This is a genomic window from Qipengyuania proteolytica (assembly GCF_019711565.1).
Taxonomy (GTDB): Bacteria; Pseudomonadota; Alphaproteobacteria; order Sphingomonadales; family Sphingomonadaceae; genus Qipengyuania; species Qipengyuania proteolytica.
In genome coordinates, this window is the sequence record NZ_JAIGNN010000001.1 from 1,028,512 (window position 1) to 1,046,096 (window position 17,585).

At 64.0% G+C, this 17,585-nt stretch carries 17 protein-coding genes and 1 tRNA gene; 7 read left to right on the plus strand and 11 right to left on the minus strand.

The genetic code is table 11. The features are described 5' to 3' along the window. Window positions 1–9 precede the first annotated feature (9 nt). Window positions 10–1,035, plus strand: a complete 1,026-nt coding sequence (gene virB11, locus K3172_RS04980; RefSeq protein WP_221587530.1) for a P-type DNA transfer ATPase VirB11 — start codon at window positions 10–12, stop codon at window positions 1,033–1,035. 180 nt (window positions 1,036–1,215) lie between these two features. Beyond that, on the plus strand, window positions 1,216–4,110 hold the full coding sequence (locus tag K3172_RS04985) for a TonB-dependent receptor (RefSeq protein WP_221587531.1): 2,895 nt from the start codon (window positions 1,216–1,218) through the stop codon (window positions 4,108–4,110). Window positions 4,111–4,179: 69 nt separating this feature from the next. Here the strand turns inward: K3172_RS04985 and K3172_RS04990 are convergent, their stop codons facing one another. Beyond that, a complete protein-coding gene (locus K3172_RS04990; RefSeq protein ID WP_221587534.1) occupies window positions 4,180–4,914 on the minus strand; it encodes a queuosine precursor transporter in 735 nt (244 codons plus the stop codon). A gap of 61 nt (window positions 4,915–4,975) precedes the next feature. Between K3172_RS04990 and K3172_RS04995 the strand changes: the two genes are divergently transcribed. Next, a tRNA-Arg gene (locus tag K3172_RS04995) sits at window positions 4,976–5,052 on the plus strand. A 114-nt stretch (window positions 5,053–5,166) separates the two neighbouring features. Here K3172_RS04995 and K3172_RS05000 read toward each other — a convergent pair. Then, complete coding sequence (locus K3172_RS05000; RefSeq protein WP_221587536.1) at window positions 5,167–5,853, minus strand: type 1 glutamine amidotransferase domain-containing protein; 687 nt, start codon at window positions 5,851–5,853, stop codon at window positions 5,167–5,169. Between the two features lie 249 nt (window positions 5,854–6,102). Between K3172_RS05000 and K3172_RS05005 the strand changes: the two genes are divergently transcribed. The 4 genes from K3172_RS05005 to K3172_RS05020 are packed head-to-tail and all read left to right on the plus strand — an operon-like array spanning window position 6,103 to window position 10,902. After that, window positions 6,103–6,732 carry a TetR/AcrR family transcriptional regulator gene (locus K3172_RS05005; protein ID WP_221587538.1) on the plus strand — a complete coding sequence of 210 codons (630 nt, stop codon included), beginning with the start codon at window positions 6,103–6,105 and terminating at the stop codon, window positions 6,730–6,732. Next, window positions 6,729–8,414 carry an MFS transporter gene (locus K3172_RS05010; RefSeq protein WP_221587540.1) on the plus strand — a complete coding sequence of 562 codons (1,686 nt, stop codon included), beginning with the start codon at window positions 6,729–6,731 and terminating at the stop codon, window positions 8,412–8,414. The genes K3172_RS05005 and K3172_RS05010 overlap by 4 nt, the downstream gene beginning before the upstream one ends. A 41-nt stretch (window positions 8,415–8,455) precedes the next feature. Then, window positions 8,456–9,532 (plus strand): HlyD family secretion protein, encoded by a 1,077-nt coding sequence (locus K3172_RS05015; protein ID WP_247717927.1) that lies wholly within the window; start codon window positions 8,456–8,458, stop codon window positions 9,530–9,532. A gap of 2 nt (window positions 9,533–9,534) precedes the next feature. After that, a complete protein-coding gene (locus K3172_RS05020) occupies window positions 9,535–10,902 on the plus strand; it encodes an efflux transporter outer membrane subunit (RefSeq protein ID WP_345725594.1) in 1,368 nt (455 codons plus the stop codon). A 236-nt stretch (window positions 10,903–11,138) separates the two neighbouring features. Here the strand turns inward: K3172_RS05020 and K3172_RS05025 are convergent, their stop codons facing one another. The 9 genes from K3172_RS05025 to leuC all read right to left on the minus strand — a co-directional run bounded on the left by K3172_RS05025 (window position 11,139) and on the right by leuC (window position 17,554). Next, window positions 11,139–11,921 carry an NUDIX hydrolase gene (locus K3172_RS05025; protein ID WP_221587544.1) on the minus strand — a complete coding sequence of 261 codons (783 nt, stop codon included), beginning with the start codon at window positions 11,919–11,921 and terminating at the stop codon, window positions 11,139–11,141. A gap of 542 nt (window positions 11,922–12,463) precedes the next feature. Beyond that, window positions 12,464–12,793 (minus strand): Grx4 family monothiol glutaredoxin, encoded by a 330-nt coding sequence (gene grxD, locus K3172_RS05030; RefSeq protein ID WP_221587546.1) that lies wholly within the window; start codon window positions 12,791–12,793, stop codon window positions 12,464–12,466. Window positions 12,794–12,830: 37 nt separating this feature from the next. Next, complete coding sequence (locus K3172_RS05035) at window positions 12,831–13,064, minus strand: BolA/IbaG family iron-sulfur metabolism protein (protein ID WP_221587548.1); 234 nt, start codon at window positions 13,062–13,064, stop codon at window positions 12,831–12,833. A 4-nt stretch (window positions 13,065–13,068) separates the two neighbouring features. Continuing rightward, entirely contained in the window at window positions 13,069–13,392 is a 324-nt protein-coding gene (locus K3172_RS05040; RefSeq protein ID WP_221587550.1) for a DUF1476 domain-containing protein, read from the minus strand. A 69-nt stretch (window positions 13,393–13,461) separates the two neighbouring features. Next, window positions 13,462–14,460, minus strand: a complete 999-nt coding sequence (locus K3172_RS05045; protein ID WP_221587552.1) for an NADPH:quinone oxidoreductase family protein — start codon at window positions 14,458–14,460, stop codon at window positions 13,462–13,464. Next, a complete protein-coding gene (gene leuD, locus K3172_RS05050; RefSeq protein ID WP_221587554.1) occupies window positions 14,457–15,062 on the minus strand; it encodes a 3-isopropylmalate dehydratase small subunit in 606 nt (201 codons plus the stop codon). The genes K3172_RS05045 and leuD overlap by 4 nt, the downstream gene beginning before the upstream one ends. After that, window positions 15,062–15,898, minus strand: coding sequence for an N-acyl homoserine lactonase family protein (locus K3172_RS05055; RefSeq protein ID WP_221587556.1), 837 nt, complete (start codon window positions 15,896–15,898; stop codon window positions 15,062–15,064). The genes leuD and K3172_RS05055 overlap by 1 nt, the downstream gene beginning before the upstream one ends. Before the next feature lie 31 nt (window positions 15,899–15,929). Then, a complete protein-coding gene (locus K3172_RS05060; RefSeq protein ID WP_221587558.1) occupies window positions 15,930–16,088 on the minus strand; it encodes an isopropylmalate isomerase in 159 nt (52 codons plus the stop codon). Window positions 16,089–16,102: 14 nt separating this feature from the next. Then, window positions 16,103–17,554 carry a 3-isopropylmalate dehydratase large subunit gene (gene leuC / locus K3172_RS05065; RefSeq protein ID WP_221587560.1) on the minus strand — a complete coding sequence of 484 codons (1,452 nt, stop codon included), beginning with the start codon at window positions 17,552–17,554 and terminating at the stop codon, window positions 16,103–16,105. Window positions 17,555–17,585 lie beyond the last annotated feature (31 nt).

Genomic DNA, 17,585 nt, shown 5'->3' on the forward strand with positions numbered 1-17,585 from the left:
GTTCGGGGCGTGACGGCGGACATTCACCCCTTCCTTCCGGACGAGCATCCGGACGAGGACGCGCCGCCGGTCGACCTGCAAGGCGAGCGCAGCGTCTATCTCGACGCCTATCTCGCGCCGTTCCGCGAATGGCTCGAGCGCGACACGGTGACCGAGATCCTCGTCAACCGCCCGGGCGAGGTCTGGGTGGAAGACGCGGCGATGGGGGGCATGCAAAAGGTTGCCCGGCCGGAGATCGACGACCGGCTGGTTCAGCGCCTCGCAGAGCAGGTCGCGCGGGTCAGTCACCAGGGCATCAATCGCGAACATCCTTTGCTCGGCGCCACGCTGCCCGATGGCGCGCGCGTCCAGTTCTGCGGTCCGCCTGCCGCGCGCAAGCACTGGGCGATGGCGATCCGCCGCCACCGCCGGCTGGACCTGCCGCTTGACGCCTACGACACCGGGCCGCTTGCTCCGCTCACCCGGGGCGCCATGCCCGATGCGCAGGCACAGCCTGTCGCTTTCCTGCGCGAAGCGATCCGCCAGCGTCGCACCATCCTGGTCTCGGGTGGCACAAGCACCGGCAAGACGACCTTCCTCAACGCCATGCTCGGTGAAATCCCGAAGCACGAGCGCGTGGTGCTGGTGGAGGATACACCCGAACTCAAGCTGCCGGGCGAAAACGGCGTCGGCCTGGTCGCAGTCAAAGGCGAGCTCGGCGAGGCCAAGGTTACTGCAAACGAATTGTTGCAGGCTGCGCTGCGCCTGCGTCCCGACCGCATTGTACTCGGCGAATTGCGGGGCGCGGAAAGCGTCAGCTTCCTGCGCGCAATCAACACCGGCCACCCGGGCAGCTTTTCGACCATCCACGCCAACAGCCTGCGCGGCGCGCTCGAACAGCTTTCGCTGATGGTCATGCAGACCGGGATTGGCCTTACTCGCAGCGACACGATTTCCTATGCGGCGAGCGTGATCGACGTGATCGTGCAACTCGGGCGTGATAATTCGGGCAAGCGCGGCATTTCGCAGATCGCCGAGAGCCATACGCTGGTCTGAGGCACTATCCGGCCATGCCGTAGCGTCATCTGCGGGGTTGCCTGCGTTGTCGGAACAACAGTTGCCAAAAATCAGCGGGTAATGGCGCAACAATCGTGCGTGCGCGCTTGCGTGCATACGAATGTGTGATAGCTTCTATCTCCGAGACCGCATCAGACGGTCCATGGAGAGGAGAGGGTAATGAGGGCACGGGCTACCTTGCTCGCGGGCATTTGCGCGAGCGCGATTTCATTTCCGGCATTTGCACAGGACACCAGCGGCGAGGACGAGGGCGATCGGCCCTTCGTAAGCCAGAATACCATCGTCGTTACCGCACAGCGCCAGGCGCAGAGCCTGCAGGAAGTGCCGATCGCGGTCAGTGCTTTCGATGCCGAAGCGCTCGAAGCGCAACAAATCGAGAATGCGAGCGACCTCCAGCTGACGCTCCCGAACGTCTCCTTCACCAAGTCGAACTTCACCTCGTCGAGCTTTACCATCCGCGGCATCGGCGACCTGTGCGTCGGCGTGTCGTGCGACAGCGCGACCGCCATCCACACCAACGGTTCGCCGCTTTTCGGAACCCGCCTGTTCGAAACCGAGTATTTCGACCTTGAGCGCGTCGAGGTCCTTCGCGGACCGCAGGGCACGCTGTTCGGCCGCAACGCGACCTCCGGTGTGGTCAACGTGGTCACTGCCAAGCCGGACCTGTCGGGCTTCGCTGCCGCGGCCGAGCTCGAATACGGCAATTACAACAGCATCAAGGCCAAGGGCATGGTCAACGTGCCGGTCGGCGAAGCCATCGGCCTGCGCGTCGCCGGCTTCTACCTCAACCGCGACGGCTTTACCCGCAACCTGTTCGACAACAGCCGCATCGACGATCGCGACATGTACGCGGTCCGCGGTACGCTGCGGTTCGAGCCGGGGCCGGACACCACCATCGATCTCATGGGCTATTACTTCCGTGAGAACGACAACCGCATGCGCATCCAGAAGCAGCTGTGCCAGCGCGACCCCACCGGCATTCTCGGCTGCCTCAACAACCGCCGCGATTTCGACAAGACCAACGCCAACTCGACCTTCACCGGGACGCTGGGTTCGTCGGAATTCCTCGCCATTAATGGCATTCCGGGGACGTTCGGCCTCAATAGCCTTTATGGTCCGGACGCCTATGCGAACTTCGACGAGCCGGATGACGTGCGCGTCGTGAACACCCAGTTCACCCCGGAATATTTCGCCGACGAAATGATCCTGCAGGCGAACATCGACCACAGCTTCGGCGGCATCAATGTGTCGCTGAACGGCGTCTACCAGGAAACCAGCGTCGATTCGCGGCAGGACTACAACAACGGCGTCGGCGAGATTCCGAATGCGGCCACCGCCTTCGCCACGCTCAACGCTTTTGCCAACCCGCTGGTTGTGGGGCCGGTGATCGCATCCTACTTCCAGCCGATCGTCGACGCGCTCTTCGACGGCGATAACCTGTGCGTGTCGGACACCAACCTCGACAACACCGGTGCCTTCGAAGGATCGCGGATCTGTACGCCGGACGGCACGCAATTCGACCGGTCGAACCAGGACAACAAGGCCTGGTCGGTGGAAGGCATCGTCGCCTCGGACTTCGACGGTCCGTTCAATTTCCTGGTGGGCGGCATCTATGCCAATTCGAAGGTCAGCGAGAACAGCTATTATGTGAACGCTTTCGCCATCGACTACATCACCGGGGTGCTCGGTTCGTTCACCTCGCTCGGTGCAGGGCTGCCGCCTTCCTATCTGGCGACTTCGTTCTTCCGCAATAACACGCGCAGCTTCAATCTCGACAGCTTCGGGATTTTCGGTGAGGTCTATTTCGACATATCGGACCGGCTGAAGTTCACCGGTGGCCTGCGCTACAATGACGACACCAAGTCGATCACTGCGCGTTCGACGCTTGCCAGCTTCCTCAATCCCTACAGCAACGACGGCAATCCCTTCGATTCGCCGTTCGTGGGCAGCTTCGATGCGGATCCGGGCACGCCCGGCAACCAGCTGGAACAGGTACGGGAAGTCAGCTTCAGCGAAATCACCGGCCGCGCGGTTCTGGATTTCCAGATTTCGCCCGACCACCTTGTCTACGCATCCTACTCGCGCGGCTACAAGTCGGGCGGGATCAACCCGCCGTTGCAGCCGATCTTCGAAGTTCCGGACAGCTTCGGTTCCGAATCGATCGACGCCTTCGAAATCGGTTCCAAGAACACGCTGCTCGACGGCACGCTGCAGCTGAACGCGACGGCCTTCTACTACAAGTACAAGGACCTGCAGCTCAGCCGCATCATCGCGCGCACGTCGGTCAACGACACGATCGATGCCAATATCTGGGGCGTGGAGCTCGAATCGATCATCCGTCCGAGCGACAACTGGCTGATCAACGCCAACTTCAGCTACCTCAACGCGGAAGTGGCAGGCGACCAGTTCTTCTCCGACTCGCGCGATCCCGGTGGCGGCGATCCCGATGCCGTGATCATCAAGGACATCACCAACGGCGCACTGTGCGCGGTGACCGGGGCCGGCGCCAATGCCTTCGTCAACGCGGTCAATCCGGCTCTGGGCCTGCAGGGTACCACGGCTTTCCCGGACGATTCGGGTATCGCATCGCGTGGCGCCTTCAGCATCTGCTCGGTCCTGGCCGATCAGGCGGAGGCGATTGGCGGCCTGTTCGGTGGCATCGAAGTCCTCAGCCCGGGTGTCGAAGTGAACCTCAAGGGCAACAAGCTGCCGCAGGCCCCCGAAATGAAGGCCTCGGTCGGTGTCCAGTACACCGCCGAGTTCTCCAACGGGATGACGCTGGTGCCGCGTGTCGACGTCGCCTTCACCGGCGAGCAGTACGGCAACGTGTTCAACGGCAACGTCAACCGGATCGAACCCTTCGTCCAGGCGAATGCCCAGATCCAGTTGAACTCGGCCGACCAGAACTGGTTCGTCCGCGCCTTCGTGCAGAACATCTTCGACAGCGACTCGGTGACCGGTCTCTACGTCACCGACGCCAGCTCGGGTCTGTTCACCAACGTGTTCACGCTCGACCCGCGGCGCTTCGGCGTTGCCGTGGGCGCGAAGTTCTGACGCGATCGACCTGACAAAGGGGGAGGAGGGGCGGCCTGCGGGTCGCCCCTTTTTCTGCGGAGCGGGCGATCAGCCCTTGCTCGAAGCGAAGGGCGAGAAGTCTGTATCGGTATCGTAGATCTCGACGCCTTCGGCTTTCTTGAGCGATCCCACCACGAGATAGGTAACCGGGGTCAGCAGGGCCTCCCACGCCGTCTTGATCAGCCATTGCGACAGGACGACCTGCCACAGGAGCTCGACCGGCCAGCCGGCGAGGCCATAGAAGGCCAGCGGATAGAAGATCAGGCTGTCCAGGCCCTGGCCCACTACGGTCGAACCGATCGTCCGCATCCACAGGTGCCGCCCTTTCGTCCACACCTTCATCTTCGCGAGCACGAAGCTGTTGGCAAACTCGCCCGCCCAGAACGCGACCATCGAGGCAAGCACGATGCGCCAGCTGTTGCCGAAGACGAACTCGTAGGCTTCCTGCCCCGGCCAGCCTTCCGCGGGCGGGAGTTGCACGACCACCCACGCCATGAAGGCCATGAACAGCAAAGCCGCAAAACCGGTCCAGATCACCCGCCGCGCACGGGCATAACCATAGACCTCGGTCAGCACGTCGCCGATGATGTAGCTCACCGGGAAGAACAGGACGCCCGCACCGAAAGACCATTCGCCGATGCCCGGCAGCGTGACGTAACTCGGCTTGGACGCGCCGATCAGGTTCGACAGCAGGAGGATGGTGACGAATGCCGCCATCACGAGGTCGTAATAGCGGAAGCGCGGCGCCTGCGAGGCGGGCGGGAGCGGAGTGTGGTTTTCCATGGCAAAGCTGCCTAGAGCCGATTGGCGCTGCGCGAAAGCGGCGTTATGGCAGGCCCAGCGCGCGCCCGTAGTTCAACTGGATAGAGCACGAGCCTTCTAAGCTTGGAGTTGCAGGTTCGAGTCCTGCCGGGCGCGCCAGACCATTCATGGGGCTCTTGGGACAACCTCGCCGTGGCCCAATCGCGAAGATTTTAATCGCAAGTTCGCGCGGTAGCAGGCCGGCGGGCTCCGCTGAGACGCCGGCCCGGGAAATCACTCCTCGGCGGCGAGCGCTTCGAGCAGCTTTTCCGCAGCCGGCTCGCTCGAAGGCGGGTTCTGGCCGGTAATCAGCAAGCCATCTTGTACGACATAGGGCTCGAATACGCCGTCCTTGGAAAAGTCGCCGCCTTGCTGCTTGAGGACGTCCTCGAGCAGGAAGGGGACCACGTCGGTCAGGCCGACCGCTTCTTCTTCCTCGTTGGTAAAGCCGGTGACCTTGCGGCCCTTCACGATTGGATCGCCCTCCGGCGTGCTGACATTCTTGAGCACGGCAGGTGCGTGGCAGACGAGCGCCACCGGCTTGCCCGCCGAAAGCGCGCCTTCGATGGTCGCCTTGGAATCGGCGCTTTCGGCCAAGTCCCAAAGGGGACCGTGGCCGCCCGGGTAAAACACCCCGTCGAAGTCGGAGACGTCGATTTCGGCGAGCTTGCGGGTCGACGCGAGATGGGCCTGGGCCTCCTCGTCCTCCTTGAACCGCTTGGTTGCATCTGTCTGCGCATCGGGCTCGTCGGACTTGGGGTCGAGCGGGGGCTGCCCGCCGGCCGGGCTAGCCAGCGTGATGTCGTGGCCGGCATCCTTGAGCACGTAATAGGGCGCGGCAAATTCCTCGAGCCAGAACCCGGTCTTCTTGCCGGTATCGCCCAGTTTGTCGTGGCTGGTGAGAACCATGAGGATTTTCATGCGCGTAGTCCTTTGATCGAGAGAGTTGCGCCCGTTGCCTCAGGGCCGGGCCTCGCGAGGAAAACACGCGAGCGCCAGTTCGGTTTCTAAATGCAATTTTCGGGTCCGGTTGAACCGTGGGCGGGGCGGGGCTCATGCATGGATGACGGGTCGCTCCGCGGTGTACGCAGCCGACTCTAGTCTAATTATTCAACAGACATTGAATAATAGGCGGCAGGTCCTTATGTTGCAGCGCACAAGGACACGTTAATGACCGAGCGACGCGGGCGCGGACGCCCCAAAGTTACCGATACCGATACCAGTGTGGCGATTGCGCGCGCCGCGCTGCAGCGCTTTGCCGCCCAAGGTTTCGAGGCGACCTCGCTGCGCGAGATTGCCGGCGATGCCGGTGTCGACGTTGCGCTGATTTCCTATCGTTTCGGCGACAAGCTTGGCTTGTGGAAGGACATCGTGTCGCAAGCTGGAGCGCACCTGCGTGAAGCGCTGGAAGAGGCGCTGGACCAAAGTGAAACCGCCAGCGCACAGCAGCAGCTCGATCATTCGGCCCGCGCGTTCCTCGCCTATCTCCTCGCTCGTCCCGAGATGCCTCGCCTTCTGCTGCGCGACATAACGATCGATAGCGACCGGTCGCAATGGCTGCTCGAAACGCTCTCGCTGCCGCTGCACCGGCATTTTATCGATCTCGCGCAGGCGGCTGCAGACGCGGGCAGCGAGCAGCCCTCACACCTCCAGTTCAGGGTAGCGAATTTCATCTATTCCGCGGCCAGCGCGGTGGCGCGGCGCGAACGGCTCGGCAAGCTGGTCGATGGCTTGGGAAGTGATCTCCAGTTCGCTGACGCGCTCGAAGAAACGCTCGTCAGGGGAGGGCTCATGCCGTGACCGGCCGCGCCCCCCTCATCGACCAGGTGGATGGCTACCGGTTCAAGCCGCACGAGATGCCGATCCTCCCCGGCTCTCCCGCCAATCCCGATCACCCTCCCGCGCGCCGCGCGGCCTATCTCGCGATCGGGGTCTTCATGGCGCTGGTGGGAGGCGCGCAAAACGGTTTCCTGCTGGCCAACGCCCCGGCACTTCAGGCCGAATTCGCCCTGACCCCGGTGGAGACCGGCTGGCTGACGGTGGCCTTTTATTCGACTTACGCGACGATGAGCATGCTGTTGTTCCGCGTACGGCAGGAATTCGGTATCCAGCCCTTCGTCCGCTGGGCCATGGCCGGACTGGTCGCGGCAAATTTCATCCAGATGATCGGCCCCGGCTACTATCCCGAGCTTGCCGCGCGGGCAGTCGCGGGCATCACTGCCAGCGGCCTGTCGGCGCTTGCCATCTATTACCTGATGCAGGGCCTTCCGCCCGCCGTGCGCGTCGGCGGGCTGGTAATATCGCTCGGCCTCACTCAGGTCGCGTTCCCACTGACGCGCGCTTTGTCGCCTGCGCTACTGGTCGATGGCGACATCACGCACATATTCCAGTTCCAGTTCGCGCTTTCGCTGGCGGGTTTCGGCATGGTCTATCTGCTTCGCCTGCCGCCCGGCATCCGCAAGCAGACCTTCGAGAAACTCGACATCCCGAGCATCACACTGTTCGTCATCGGGGTTGCAGCGCTGTGCGCCTTCCTGATCCAGGGCCGCATCCAGTGGTGGGACACGCCATGGCTCGGCTATGCACTGGTTGTCGCAATAATCGCGCTCGGCGGATGCGTCCTGATCGAAGCGAACCGCAAGAGCCCCATGCTCGACCTAAGCTGGCTGTCGAGCCGCTCGATCCTCGCGCTTGCGCTGATCGGCGCCACGGTGCGCATTCTCGTTGCCGAACAGGGGTTCGGGGCCAGCGGACTGTTCGCCGCGCTGGGTTACGGGAACGAGCAACTGACCGGCTATTTCTGGGTCCTTGCCGGGGCGACCTTCGGCGGCTTGGCGCTGTCTGTCGTGCGGCTCGATCCGAAGGACCTGACCCGGCCCGTGCTCTTCGCGATCCTCGTCATCTGCATCGCCGCCTTTGCCGACACCCGCACCGGGGTGATGACGCGGCCGCAGGACCTTTACCTTACCCAGGCCGCTATCGCATTCGCTGCGGTCTTCGCCATGGGACCGATCATGATGGAAGGGATGCTGCGCGCATTGGCCGCGGGGCAAAGCTACGTCATCAGCTTCACTGCGATATTCTCGCTCTCGCAATCGATCGGCGGCCTTGCGGGCATCTCGCTGCTGTCCGCCTTCCATACCGTGCGCCTGAAGACCCATCTCATCGATGCGGGCGGTACGCTTACCCTTGCCAACCAGCAGCTTGGCCAAGCTCTCGGCAATGCCGCCCGGCGTACAGCGCCGCTCCAGGGCGACCCCGCGCTCCAGCAACAGTCCGCTGCGTCGAGTATCTCGGCAGAGGTGGGCCGCGAGGCCGCAGTGCTCGCCTTCAACGATGTATTCTTCCTCATCGGCACGCTGTCGGCGGTGACTTTCGCCGTCGTCTTCGTCCCGTGGCTCATCAACAAGATTGGCGGGCGCAACCCGCTCGCAAAGGAACTGGCCTTCATGGAGGCCATGCTCGCAAGGACCAGACAATGACCGATCCGAACACGGCCGAAACCGGAGCCGAGACCGAACCCATGTTCGACGACGCACCGGCTCCAGAACAGGAAAAGGGTTGGTCGCCCAATCCTTCCCGCCGCCGGATCGTGGTGGCGGTCGGGGCGATCCTTTTCGGCGTACTCGTGGCGCTCTTCGCCTGGGACTTGCCGCCCTTCGCAGGCAGCGATGAAACCACCAACAACGCCTATGTCCGCGGCCGCACCACGGTCGTTAGCCCGCAGGTAGCAGGCTATCTCGTCGAAGTGCCGGTGACAGACTTCCAGCGCGTGGAGAAAGGCGAGCTGCTCGCCCGCATCGACGACGCGCCTTATCAGCAAAAGCTGCAGCAAGGCGCGGCCAATACGGCAGCACAGCAAGCGACGCTGGCCAATAGCGCGCAAAGCCTGCGCTCGGCTCAGGCTCAGCTCGATCTGCAGGATGCAGCCGTCGCGGCTGCCCGCGCCGGGCTGCAGAAAGCGCAGGCCGACATGAACCGCATTGCCGAGCTGGTCGACGAAGGCTCGGTATCGCTGCGTGAACGCGATCAGGCCAGCGCAGCGCTGCAACAGGCGCAGGCGGGCGTCAGGCAGGCGCAGGCGCAGCGCGCGATCGCGGCGGAGAACGTCCGATCGGTCTCCGTGGGTCGAGGCGCGCTCGAAGCGCAGGTGGCTGGCGCCGAGGCCTCTAAAGGCCTCGCCGAGATCGAGCTTTCCCGCACCGAGATCCGCGCGCCGCGGGCCGGGCGGCTGAGCGAGGTCAGCGCACGCGTCGGCCAGCTGGTCACTGCCGGGACCCAGCTGATGTACATCGTCCCCGACGATCTGTGGGTGGTGGCGAACTTCAAGGAAACGCAGACCGCGAACATGGCAGTCGGCCAGCGCGCCACGCTCGAAATCGATGCGCTTGGCGGCATCGAACTCACTGGCCGCGTGCAAAGCATCGCGCCGGCGGCCGGCAGCGAATTCAGCCTCGTCAAGCCTGACACCGGCGCAGGCAATTTCGTGAAGGTGCCGCAGCGCATCGCCGTGCGCATCGTTCTCGACAAGGGACAGGAGGCGGCAAAACGGCTCGGCCCGGGCATGTCTGTTGTCGCGACTGTTCATACGGAGGATTGATCGTGAAGCGCAGATCGTTCGCTCTCATGGCCACCACGGCGATTGCCCTGTCTGCCTGCGCTCCCGCGCTGCAGGAGGCCCCTATCGGTAGCGCCGTGGCGCCGCCGGTCGAATGGCGAACAGACCTCCGTGTCACGGCGCCGGTCGAACGGGACTGGTGGAACTCGTTCGGCGACCCGCAGCTTTCGCACCTCGTCGAGAAGGCGCAGGCCAACAACGCGGACGTGCAGGTCGCCGCTGCTCGTGTCGAGGAGGCCCGCGCAACCGAACTGGGTTCGCGCGGCTACCTTCTCCCTTCGCTCGGGGCTGGGGCACAAGGCGGTGTCCGGCGGGAAGTTTCCCCGTTCGGACAGGCGCAGACTTCCGTCGCCGCGCAGCCCGCCTTCCGGGCGTCTTACGAAGTCGATCTCTTCGGCAAGAATGCCGCCCGCATCGATGCCGCCGAAGCTGGTGTCGCAGCCAGCGAGGCGGGCGCGGAGGCGGCGCGGCTATCGGTGGGCGCGGCGACTGCCAGCGGCTATATCACCCTGCTGGCGCTCGACAGCCGGCTCTCCGTGTTGGAAGAAACGGTGGCTGCACGGCAGGAAGCGGTGAAATTCGCGCGAGACCAAGCCGAGGTTGGCTACACCTCCCAGCTTCCCCTCAGGCAGGCAGAGGCCGAATACCAAGCCACCGCGCAACTCGTCCCGCAATTGAAGGCGCAGATCGCGCGGCAGGAAAACGCCCTCTCGGTCCTGACCGGCGAACTACCCGGTGCGATCGAACGGGGCGGGACATTGGAGGACCTGCGCCGGCCCGCCGCGCCTGCGACCCTACCTGCCGAGTTGCTGCGCCGCCGTCCCGATGTCGCAGCAGCGGAATATCGCATCGCCGCAGCCGACGCGAAAATGCGCATGGCGCGCGCCGACTTCATGCCTTCGATAGATCTGGGAGCGACGGCAGGGCTGGTTCTCTCCGACCTGCTTGCAGATCCCGTGGGTGTATGGTCGCTGGGCGGCAGCATTCTCGCTCCCATCTTCCAGGGCGGAAAGCTGCAGGCGCAGCTCGAAGGAGCGACGGCGCAGCGGGACCAAGCGGTCTGGGCTTACCGCTCCACCGTTCTCGAAGCGTTCAAGGAAGTCGAAGACCGCATGGCGGTGCTGGCCAATCTGCAGGACCAGGAAGCTGCGCTGGTAGCCCAGCAGACTGCCGTCGCTGACGCGCTGCGCCATGCGCGGAACCGGTACCGCGCCGGCTATTCGCCCTATATCGAGCAGGTCGATGCACAACGCGCCCTGCTGGGTGTGGAACTGTCGCTGATCCAGGTTAAGTCCGATGAACTCACTACACTGGTCGGGCTCTATCAGGCTGTTGGCGGATCGCCTGAGTGAGAGAACGCAAAGGGCTTGTGCTTTAAGGGTGCTTTGTAGTCGCCCACGAAAAATCAGACTTTCATGGTTGCTTGGCGAATGGAAAAGCGACCGGCCGGCCTGCAGAGGATTTTCGGAAGAGCCCGAACGTTCGAGATAAGTACGCAAAGCTGCCATCATCAAGGCGCAGTGACCACAATCTCCAGTTGATCATGGTGCCCATCATTTCGATGCTTGGCGTGCCAATGTCTCTCGGCTTACCCGCGAGCGACGCTCTCCAGCGGTTCGCCGGTGACGGGATAGCCGAGGTCCTCGCCGATCTCGAGCCAGCTCTTGCCTTCGCGCTCCCCCATGAAAGGCGTGATCGTGCGGACCGGAATGCGTTCGGCCTGCGCCTTGGCTTCGGCGAAGCTGCCGAACAGCGCGAGGCGTTCGAGGTTGCGGCGGGTGGGAAAGATGACCTTGATCTCGCCGCGCTCGGCCGCATCGAGCGCGCCTTGCGCCGTGGTCCAGAACAGGTGGGTGTTCTCCGACAGATCGGCTTCGATCTCGACCGCTCCGGTGCCGAGGTCGGCAAGATAGAAGCGCGTATCGTAGACGCGCGGGATGCGCTCGTTCTTGGGAAACCAGCGCGCGAACGGCGTCAACTGCTCGAGGTCCAGTTCCCATCCGAAATGGTCGAGTACAGGGGCAAGCTGCCCGGTCTGCTGGAGAAAGTCGCGCGCCGCGCGGGCACGCGCCGCATCGATCTCGCCCCTTAGGCCGATGGCGAGACCGGTCTCCTCGAGCGTCTCGCGCACCACCGCAATCTGGTGCGCAGCCTCGTCCGGCTCGAGCGGCCCGCCGATCATCGCACCCAGTTCGAAGTCGGCAGGGTCCACGCGCCCGCCGGGGAAGACGGCCATGCCGCCCGCGAACACCATCTCGCGCGAGCGGATGGTCATCAGGATTTCGGGTGGACCGTCCTCTGCGCCCTTGCGAAAGATCACGACGGTAGCGGCGGGAATGCCATCGGTGGCGTTGTCGGGCGAAGCGGTCATGGTCTGGTTGTGGCCTGCCTTGTCACGCTTGCCAAGCGGCCTTGTCAGTTCGGCCTGTCGGAAAACCTTACAGATAGCCCAGTTCTTAAAGGGGCGTTAACTAACGAAATTCCTGTCGATGCGCGACTTCGCGATTTTGGCACGCGACCTGCATTACTCCATTTGTCCCGTTCAAGTCTTTGACGGGGTGAGCGCAGTCCCTGGTTCCTTTGCGCCGCCCCGAGACAAAAAGGCCCGCCTGGTAGTCCCACCAGGCGGGCCTTTCCCGTTCTTGTCTCGACCCGCGCAACCGCGCGTGTGTCCTCGGTGTTGATCTTCGCTCGCTCAGGCACCTGCTGGCGGGCGCTTTCCCTTGCCTCGCTTCGCTCGGTGCTCGGGGAGCCGCGATGAAAGCGCTGAAACCGGGCCGACGGAGGCCCGGCAAGTGCGGAAGCGTAATCGAAGACGCAGCTGGGCCAAAGGCCACCTGCATGCGCGCCCGCAGCGGGCGCAGCTTGCTGCGCGTCGAGCGAGGACGCACCCGCGGAGGCGGGTGCGCAAGACTATGAAGCCTTGGCGACCTGCTTTTCGTCCATCATGGTCTGGAGTTCGCCCGCTTCGAACATCTCCATCATGATGTCGCTGCCGCCGACGAATTCGCCCTTCACATAGAGCTGGGGGATGGTCGGCCAGTCGGAGAAGCTCTTAATCCCTTGGCGGATTTCCATGTCCTGCAGCACGTCGACGCTCTCGTAGGCGACACCGCAATGATCGAGGATGGCGACTGCGCGGCTGGAAAAGCCGCACTGCGGGAACAGCGGCGTGCCCTTCATGAACAGCACGACGTCATTGGTCCCCACGATGTCGGAAATACGGGTGTTGATATCGGACATAGCGGTCCGTCCTTTGTTCAGCGAAACTTGTGCGGAATCAGGTGGGGGCTTGGGTGGTCAGTTGCAAGGCGTGCAGCTCGCCGCCCATCCGGCCGCCAAGCGCCTCGTAGACCATCTTGTGCTGTTGCACCCGGCTTTTGCCCGCGAATTGGGGTGCGGTGACCTTGGCCGCCCAATGGTCGTTGTCACCCGCGAGGTCGCGCATTTCGACCTCGGCGCCGGGCAGGGCGGTGGTGATCGCCTCGACGATGTCCGCGGCCGCCATCGGCACCGGATCAGCCCTCGCTCATATACTGGCGACGGGCTTCGACCGCGCATTCGTCCAGCTTGGTGCGGATGTCCGCTTCGCTCACATCGCAGTCGGCTGCGGTGAGGTCGCCGAGCAGCTTGCGGATCACGTCCTCGTCGCCCGCTTCCTCGAAATCGGCCTGCACGACGGCCTTCTTGTAGGCGTCGGTTTCCTCTTCGGTGAGCCCCATCAGGCCCGCGGCCCATTCGCCCAGCAGGCGGTTGCGGCGTGCAGCGATCTTGAAAGCGGTTTCCTGGTCGAAGGCGAACTTGGTTTCCTCGCCGCGCTCGCGATCCTTGAAGTCGGTCATGTCATGTCCCTTTGGGATGTGTGTCTGGCGCAGGTGAATAGGCGCGGCCTATCCGCCCCGCAAGGCTGCTTAACCCATCGTCACGACGAGCTTGCCGATCGCGCCACGGTTTTCCAGCTTGGCGATCGCTTCATGCGCGCGCTCGATCGGATAGGTCTCCGACACGAGCGGGTTGATCTTGCCCGCCTTCCACAGGTCGAACAGCTCGGCGATATTGGCGTTGTTGCGCTCCGGCTCGCGGGCGGTGAACGCGCCCCAGAAGACGCCGCGAATGTCGCAGCTCTTGAGCAGCGTCAGGTTGAGCGGCATCTTGGCGATGCCCGCCGGGAAACCGATCACGAGGAAGCGGCCTTCCCACGCGATCGAGCGCAGCGCGGGCTCCGAATAATCGCCGCCTACGATGTCGTAGACGATGTCCGCGCCGTTGGGTCCGACAGCCGCCTTGAAGGCATTGGCAAGGTCCTTCGAAGTGTCCTTGTCGAAGGGCGCGCGCGGATAGATGACGACCTCGTCTGCGCCTGCCTGCTTTGCGACTTCGCCCTTCTCCTCAGTGGAGACTGCAGCGACCACGCGGCAACCATAGGCCTTGGCCAGTTCGACCGCGGACAGGCCGACACCGCCCGCCGCGCCGAGCACGAGGACGGTTTCGCCCTCCTTGATGTCGCCGCGATCCTTGAGCCCGTGGATCGTGGTGCCATAGGTCATGAGCAGCGCGCTGGCCTGGACGAGGTCGATGCCTTCGGGCACCTTGAACAGGCGCGCTGCGGCCACCGCGACCTTTTCCTGCAAGCCGCCATTGCCGACGCCGCAGATCACCTTGTCGCCGACCGCGAAGCCTTCGACGCCTTCGCCCAATGCCTCGATCGTACCGGAGATTTCGCCGCCGGGGGCGAAGGGGCGGGGCGGCTTGAACTGGTACATGTCGCGGATGATCAGCGTGTCGGGAAAGTTGATCGCGCAGGCTGCGACCTTGATCAGCACTTCACCCTTGCCGGGCGTCGGCTCGGCAATGTCTTCGACGACGAGGGTTTCGGGGCCGCCGGTTTCCTTCGACAGGACTGCTTTCATGCTGCGTCTCTCCTTCGCGGCGCGTCAAGCCAGGGAAGGGCCTGCGCGCGCTGTTTCTCATGGGTTTCGATGGCCGCACCGCTTTCGAGCGTGAGGCCGATTTCATCGAGGCCTTCCAGCAGGCAGTGCTTGCGGAATGGATCGACTTCGAAGGCGAAGCGATCCTGGAAGGGGGTGGTGACGGTCTGGGATTCGAGATCGATCGTGATCGGATGGTCTGCCGCGACTTCGAGCAGGCGGTCGACCTGCTCCTGCGGCAGGACCACAGTCAGGATCCCGTTCTTGAAGGCATTGCCGGAAAAGATGTCCGAGAAACTTGGCGCGATCACCGCATTGATGCCGAGGTCGAGCAAGGCCCAGGCAGCATGTTCGCGGCTCGAGCCGCAGCCGAAATTGTCGCCCGCGATCAGGATCGGCGCGCCGGCGAAATCCTCCACGTCGAATGGGTTGCCGGGCGCTTCGCGGATGCTCTCGAACGCGCCCTTGCCGAGGCCTTCGCGGCTGACCGTCTTCAGCCAGTGGGCAGGGATGATGACGTCGGTATCGACATTCTTGAGGCCCAAGGGGATCGCGCGGCCTTCGATGGAGCGGACAGCTTTCATTATCGTGCAGCCTCCGGGAAAGTCGGCAATCTGTCGAGATGTCGGGGATCGTGCTGGATCACGACGGTTGCGTCGAGAGCGCGAGCCATTCGGTCGAACCGGTCCATCGACGCCAGCGTGTCGGCCCGGTCGGTGTTGAACTGGGGCACACCGCGGTTTTCGACCTGCTCGGCAAAATGGTAGAGATCGCCGGTCAGCATCACGGGTCCTGTCTCGGGAAGCCGGACGAGCAACGAACTGTGGCCGCCGGTATGACCGGGAGTGGCGATCATCACGACCGATCCGTCACCGAAGATGTCCTTGTCCTTGGCAACTCGGGTGAGCTTGGCTGTCGGCTCTGCGCCAAACCATGCGGCAAGATCGGCGAGCACGTCCTTGTCTGCCCCCGCTGCGATGGCGTCTGCGTCTGCTTCACCGATAATGAGTTCGGCCGTCGGGAAGTATTTGGCTTGGCCAACGTGATCGAAATGCATGTGGCTGACCCCGATCAGGTCGATGTCGGCGGGAGCAAGCCCGAGTTCGGCAAGTTGATCGGCCAGAGTACGGTTCACCGACAAGGTATAGACCGACCAGATGAATGGCTTCGCGGCATACTCCGCGCTCAATCCGGCGTCCCACAGCATGTGCCGGTCGCCGTGTCGGATGAGATAGCAACTGTCCGTCAGTGTGCGAGGGACGCCATCGTAGAGGTGTGCGTCAGAGAATGATTCGCTGTCGCTGAGTTCGAGCGTGCCGCAGTCCAGCCGCCACATTTCGATTTCAGGCGTATCCTTGGCAAAGGCAGGCATGGGAGCGAGCAGCGCGGCGGCTGCAATCAATCCAGCAAGTCTCACCATGATCTTTCCGCCTCTCTCCGGCCGTCTCGGCTCAATCGGTTTCTGGTTTTTCGCCCGAGGGAATCGGCCCGGGCTGCTTGGGCTCGTTGGTCTTGTCCTTGCGCTTGTTCACGTAGAGCAGCGCGGCGGCGATGGCGGCAGACCCGATCGCACCGGCGATGGCGGCCTTGCCTTTGGGGAGCTTGGTCATGCCCGTCTCAATGGTCAGGCATCGACCGCTTGGCAAGAGGCGAGCTTGCGCACATCGGTAAGATGCCCGGTGACGGCGGCGGCAGCGGCCATGGCCGGGCTGACGAGATGGGTACGCGCGCCCGGGCCTTGCCGGCCGACGAAATTGCGGTTGCTGGTCGACGCGCAGCGTTCGCCGGGAGGCACCTTGTCGGGGTTCATCGCGAGGCACGCCGAACAGCCCGGCTCGCGCCATTCGAAGCCGGCGGCGGTGAAGATCCGGTCGAGCCCTTCTTCTTCGGCCTGCCGCTTGACGAGGCCCGAGCCGGGAACGGCGATCGCCCAGCGCACGCCCGGCGCCTTGGTGCGGCCCTTGAGCACCTCCGCGGCGGCGCGCAGGTCCTCGATCCGGCTGTTGGTGCAGCTGCCGATGAAGATGTTCTCGATAGCGATATCCTCGATCCGCTGGCCGGGTTCGAGGCCCATGTAGTCGAGGCTCTTGCGCGCGGCGGACTGCTTGGATGGGTCGCTGAAGCTTTCGGGGGCGGGCACGACATCGCCCACCGCTACCACGTCTTCCGGGCTGGTGCCCCAGCTGACGGTCGGCTCGACCGCCGCAGCATCGATCACGACGCTGGTATCGAAGGCGGCACCTTGGTCGGTGTGGAGGGTTTTCCACCACGCCAGCGCACGGTCCCATTCCTCGCCTTGCGGCGCATAGGGCCGGCCCTCGAGATACGCAAAGACAGTCTCGTCGGGCGCGATTAGCCCGGCGCGGGCACCCGCCTCGATGCTCATGTTACACACGGTCAGGCGCCCCTCGACGCTCATCCGTTCGAACACCGGCCCGCGATATTCGATGACATGGCCGGTCCCGCCGGCCGTGCCGATCTTGCCGATGATATGGAGGATCAGGTCCTTCGGCGTCACGCCGGGGCCGAGTTCCCCCTCGACACGGACTTCCATCGATCTGGACTGGCGCAGCTGCAGCGTCTGCGTCGCGAGCACATGTTCGACCTCGCTCGTGCCGATCCCGAAGGCGAGCGCGCCGATCCCGCCATGCGAGGCGGTGTGGCTGTCGCCGCACACGATCGTCGCGCCCGGGAGCGAGAAACCCTGCTCCGGGCCGACGACGTGGACGATCCCCTGCTCGGGCGCGGCGCTGTCGATATAGTCGATGCCGAAGGCCGGGGCATTGGCCTCGAGCGCGGCGAGCTGGGCGGCGCTCTGCGGGTCGGCGATCGGCAGCTTGTTGCCGCTCGCATCGAGCCGCGGCGTGGTCGGCAAGTTGTGGTCGGGTACGGCCAGCGTCAGGTCTGGGCGGCGAACCTTGCGCCCGGCCAGGCGCAACGACTCGAAAGCCTGTGGGCTGGTCACCTCGTGGACGAGGTGGCGGTCGATATAGAGGATGCAGGTCCCGTCATCGCGGCGTTCGACGACGTGGGCGTCCCAGATTTTCTCGTAAAGCGTGCGCGGTTTGCTGGCCATGGGGTCAAGGTGCGGCAGGAATGTCACCAGC

Coding starts and splice junctions, on each gene's coding strand:
- K3172_RS04985 (WP_221587531.1), top strand. CDS start 1,216: ATGAGGGCACGGGCTACCTTGCTCGCGGGCATTTGCGCGAGCGCGATT.
- K3172_RS04990 (WP_221587534.1), bottom strand. CDS start 4,914: ATGGAAAACCACACTCCGCTCCCGCCCGCCTCGCAGGCGCCGCGCTTC.
- K3172_RS05000 (WP_221587536.1), bottom strand. CDS start 5,853: ATGAAAATCCTCATGGTTCTCACCAGCCACGACAAACTGGGCGATACC.
- K3172_RS05005 (WP_221587538.1), top strand. CDS start 6,103: ATGACCGAGCGACGCGGGCGCGGACGCCCCAAAGTTACCGATACCGAT.
- K3172_RS05015 (WP_247717927.1), top strand. CDS start 8,456: ATGTTCGACGACGCACCGGCTCCAGAACAGGAAAAGGGTTGGTCGCCC.
- K3172_RS05025 (WP_221587544.1), bottom strand. CDS start 11,921: ATGACCGCTTCGCCCGACAACGCCACCGATGGCATTCCCGCCGCTACC.
- grxD (WP_221587546.1), bottom strand. CDS start 12,793: ATGTCCGATATCAACACCCGTATTTCCGACATCGTGGGGACCAATGAC.
- K3172_RS05040 (WP_221587550.1), bottom strand. CDS start 13,392: ATGACCGACTTCAAGGATCGCGAGCGCGGCGAGGAAACCAAGTTCGCC.
- K3172_RS05045 (WP_221587552.1), bottom strand. CDS start 14,460: ATGAAAGCAGTCCTGTCGAAGGAAACCGGCGGCCCCGAAACCCTCGTC.
- leuD (WP_221587554.1), bottom strand. CDS start 15,062: ATGAAAGCTGTCCGCTCCATCGAAGGCCGCGCGATCCCCTTGGGCCTC.
- K3172_RS05055 (WP_221587556.1), bottom strand. CDS start 15,898: ATGGTGAGACTTGCTGGATTGATTGCAGCCGCCGCGCTGCTCGCTCCC.
- K3172_RS05060 (WP_221587558.1), bottom strand. CDS start 16,088: ATGACCAAGCTCCCCAAAGGCAAGGCCGCCATCGCCGGTGCGATCGGG.
- leuC (WP_221587560.1), bottom strand. CDS start 17,554: ATGGCCAGCAAACCGCGCACGCTTTACGAGAAAATCTGGGACGCCCAC.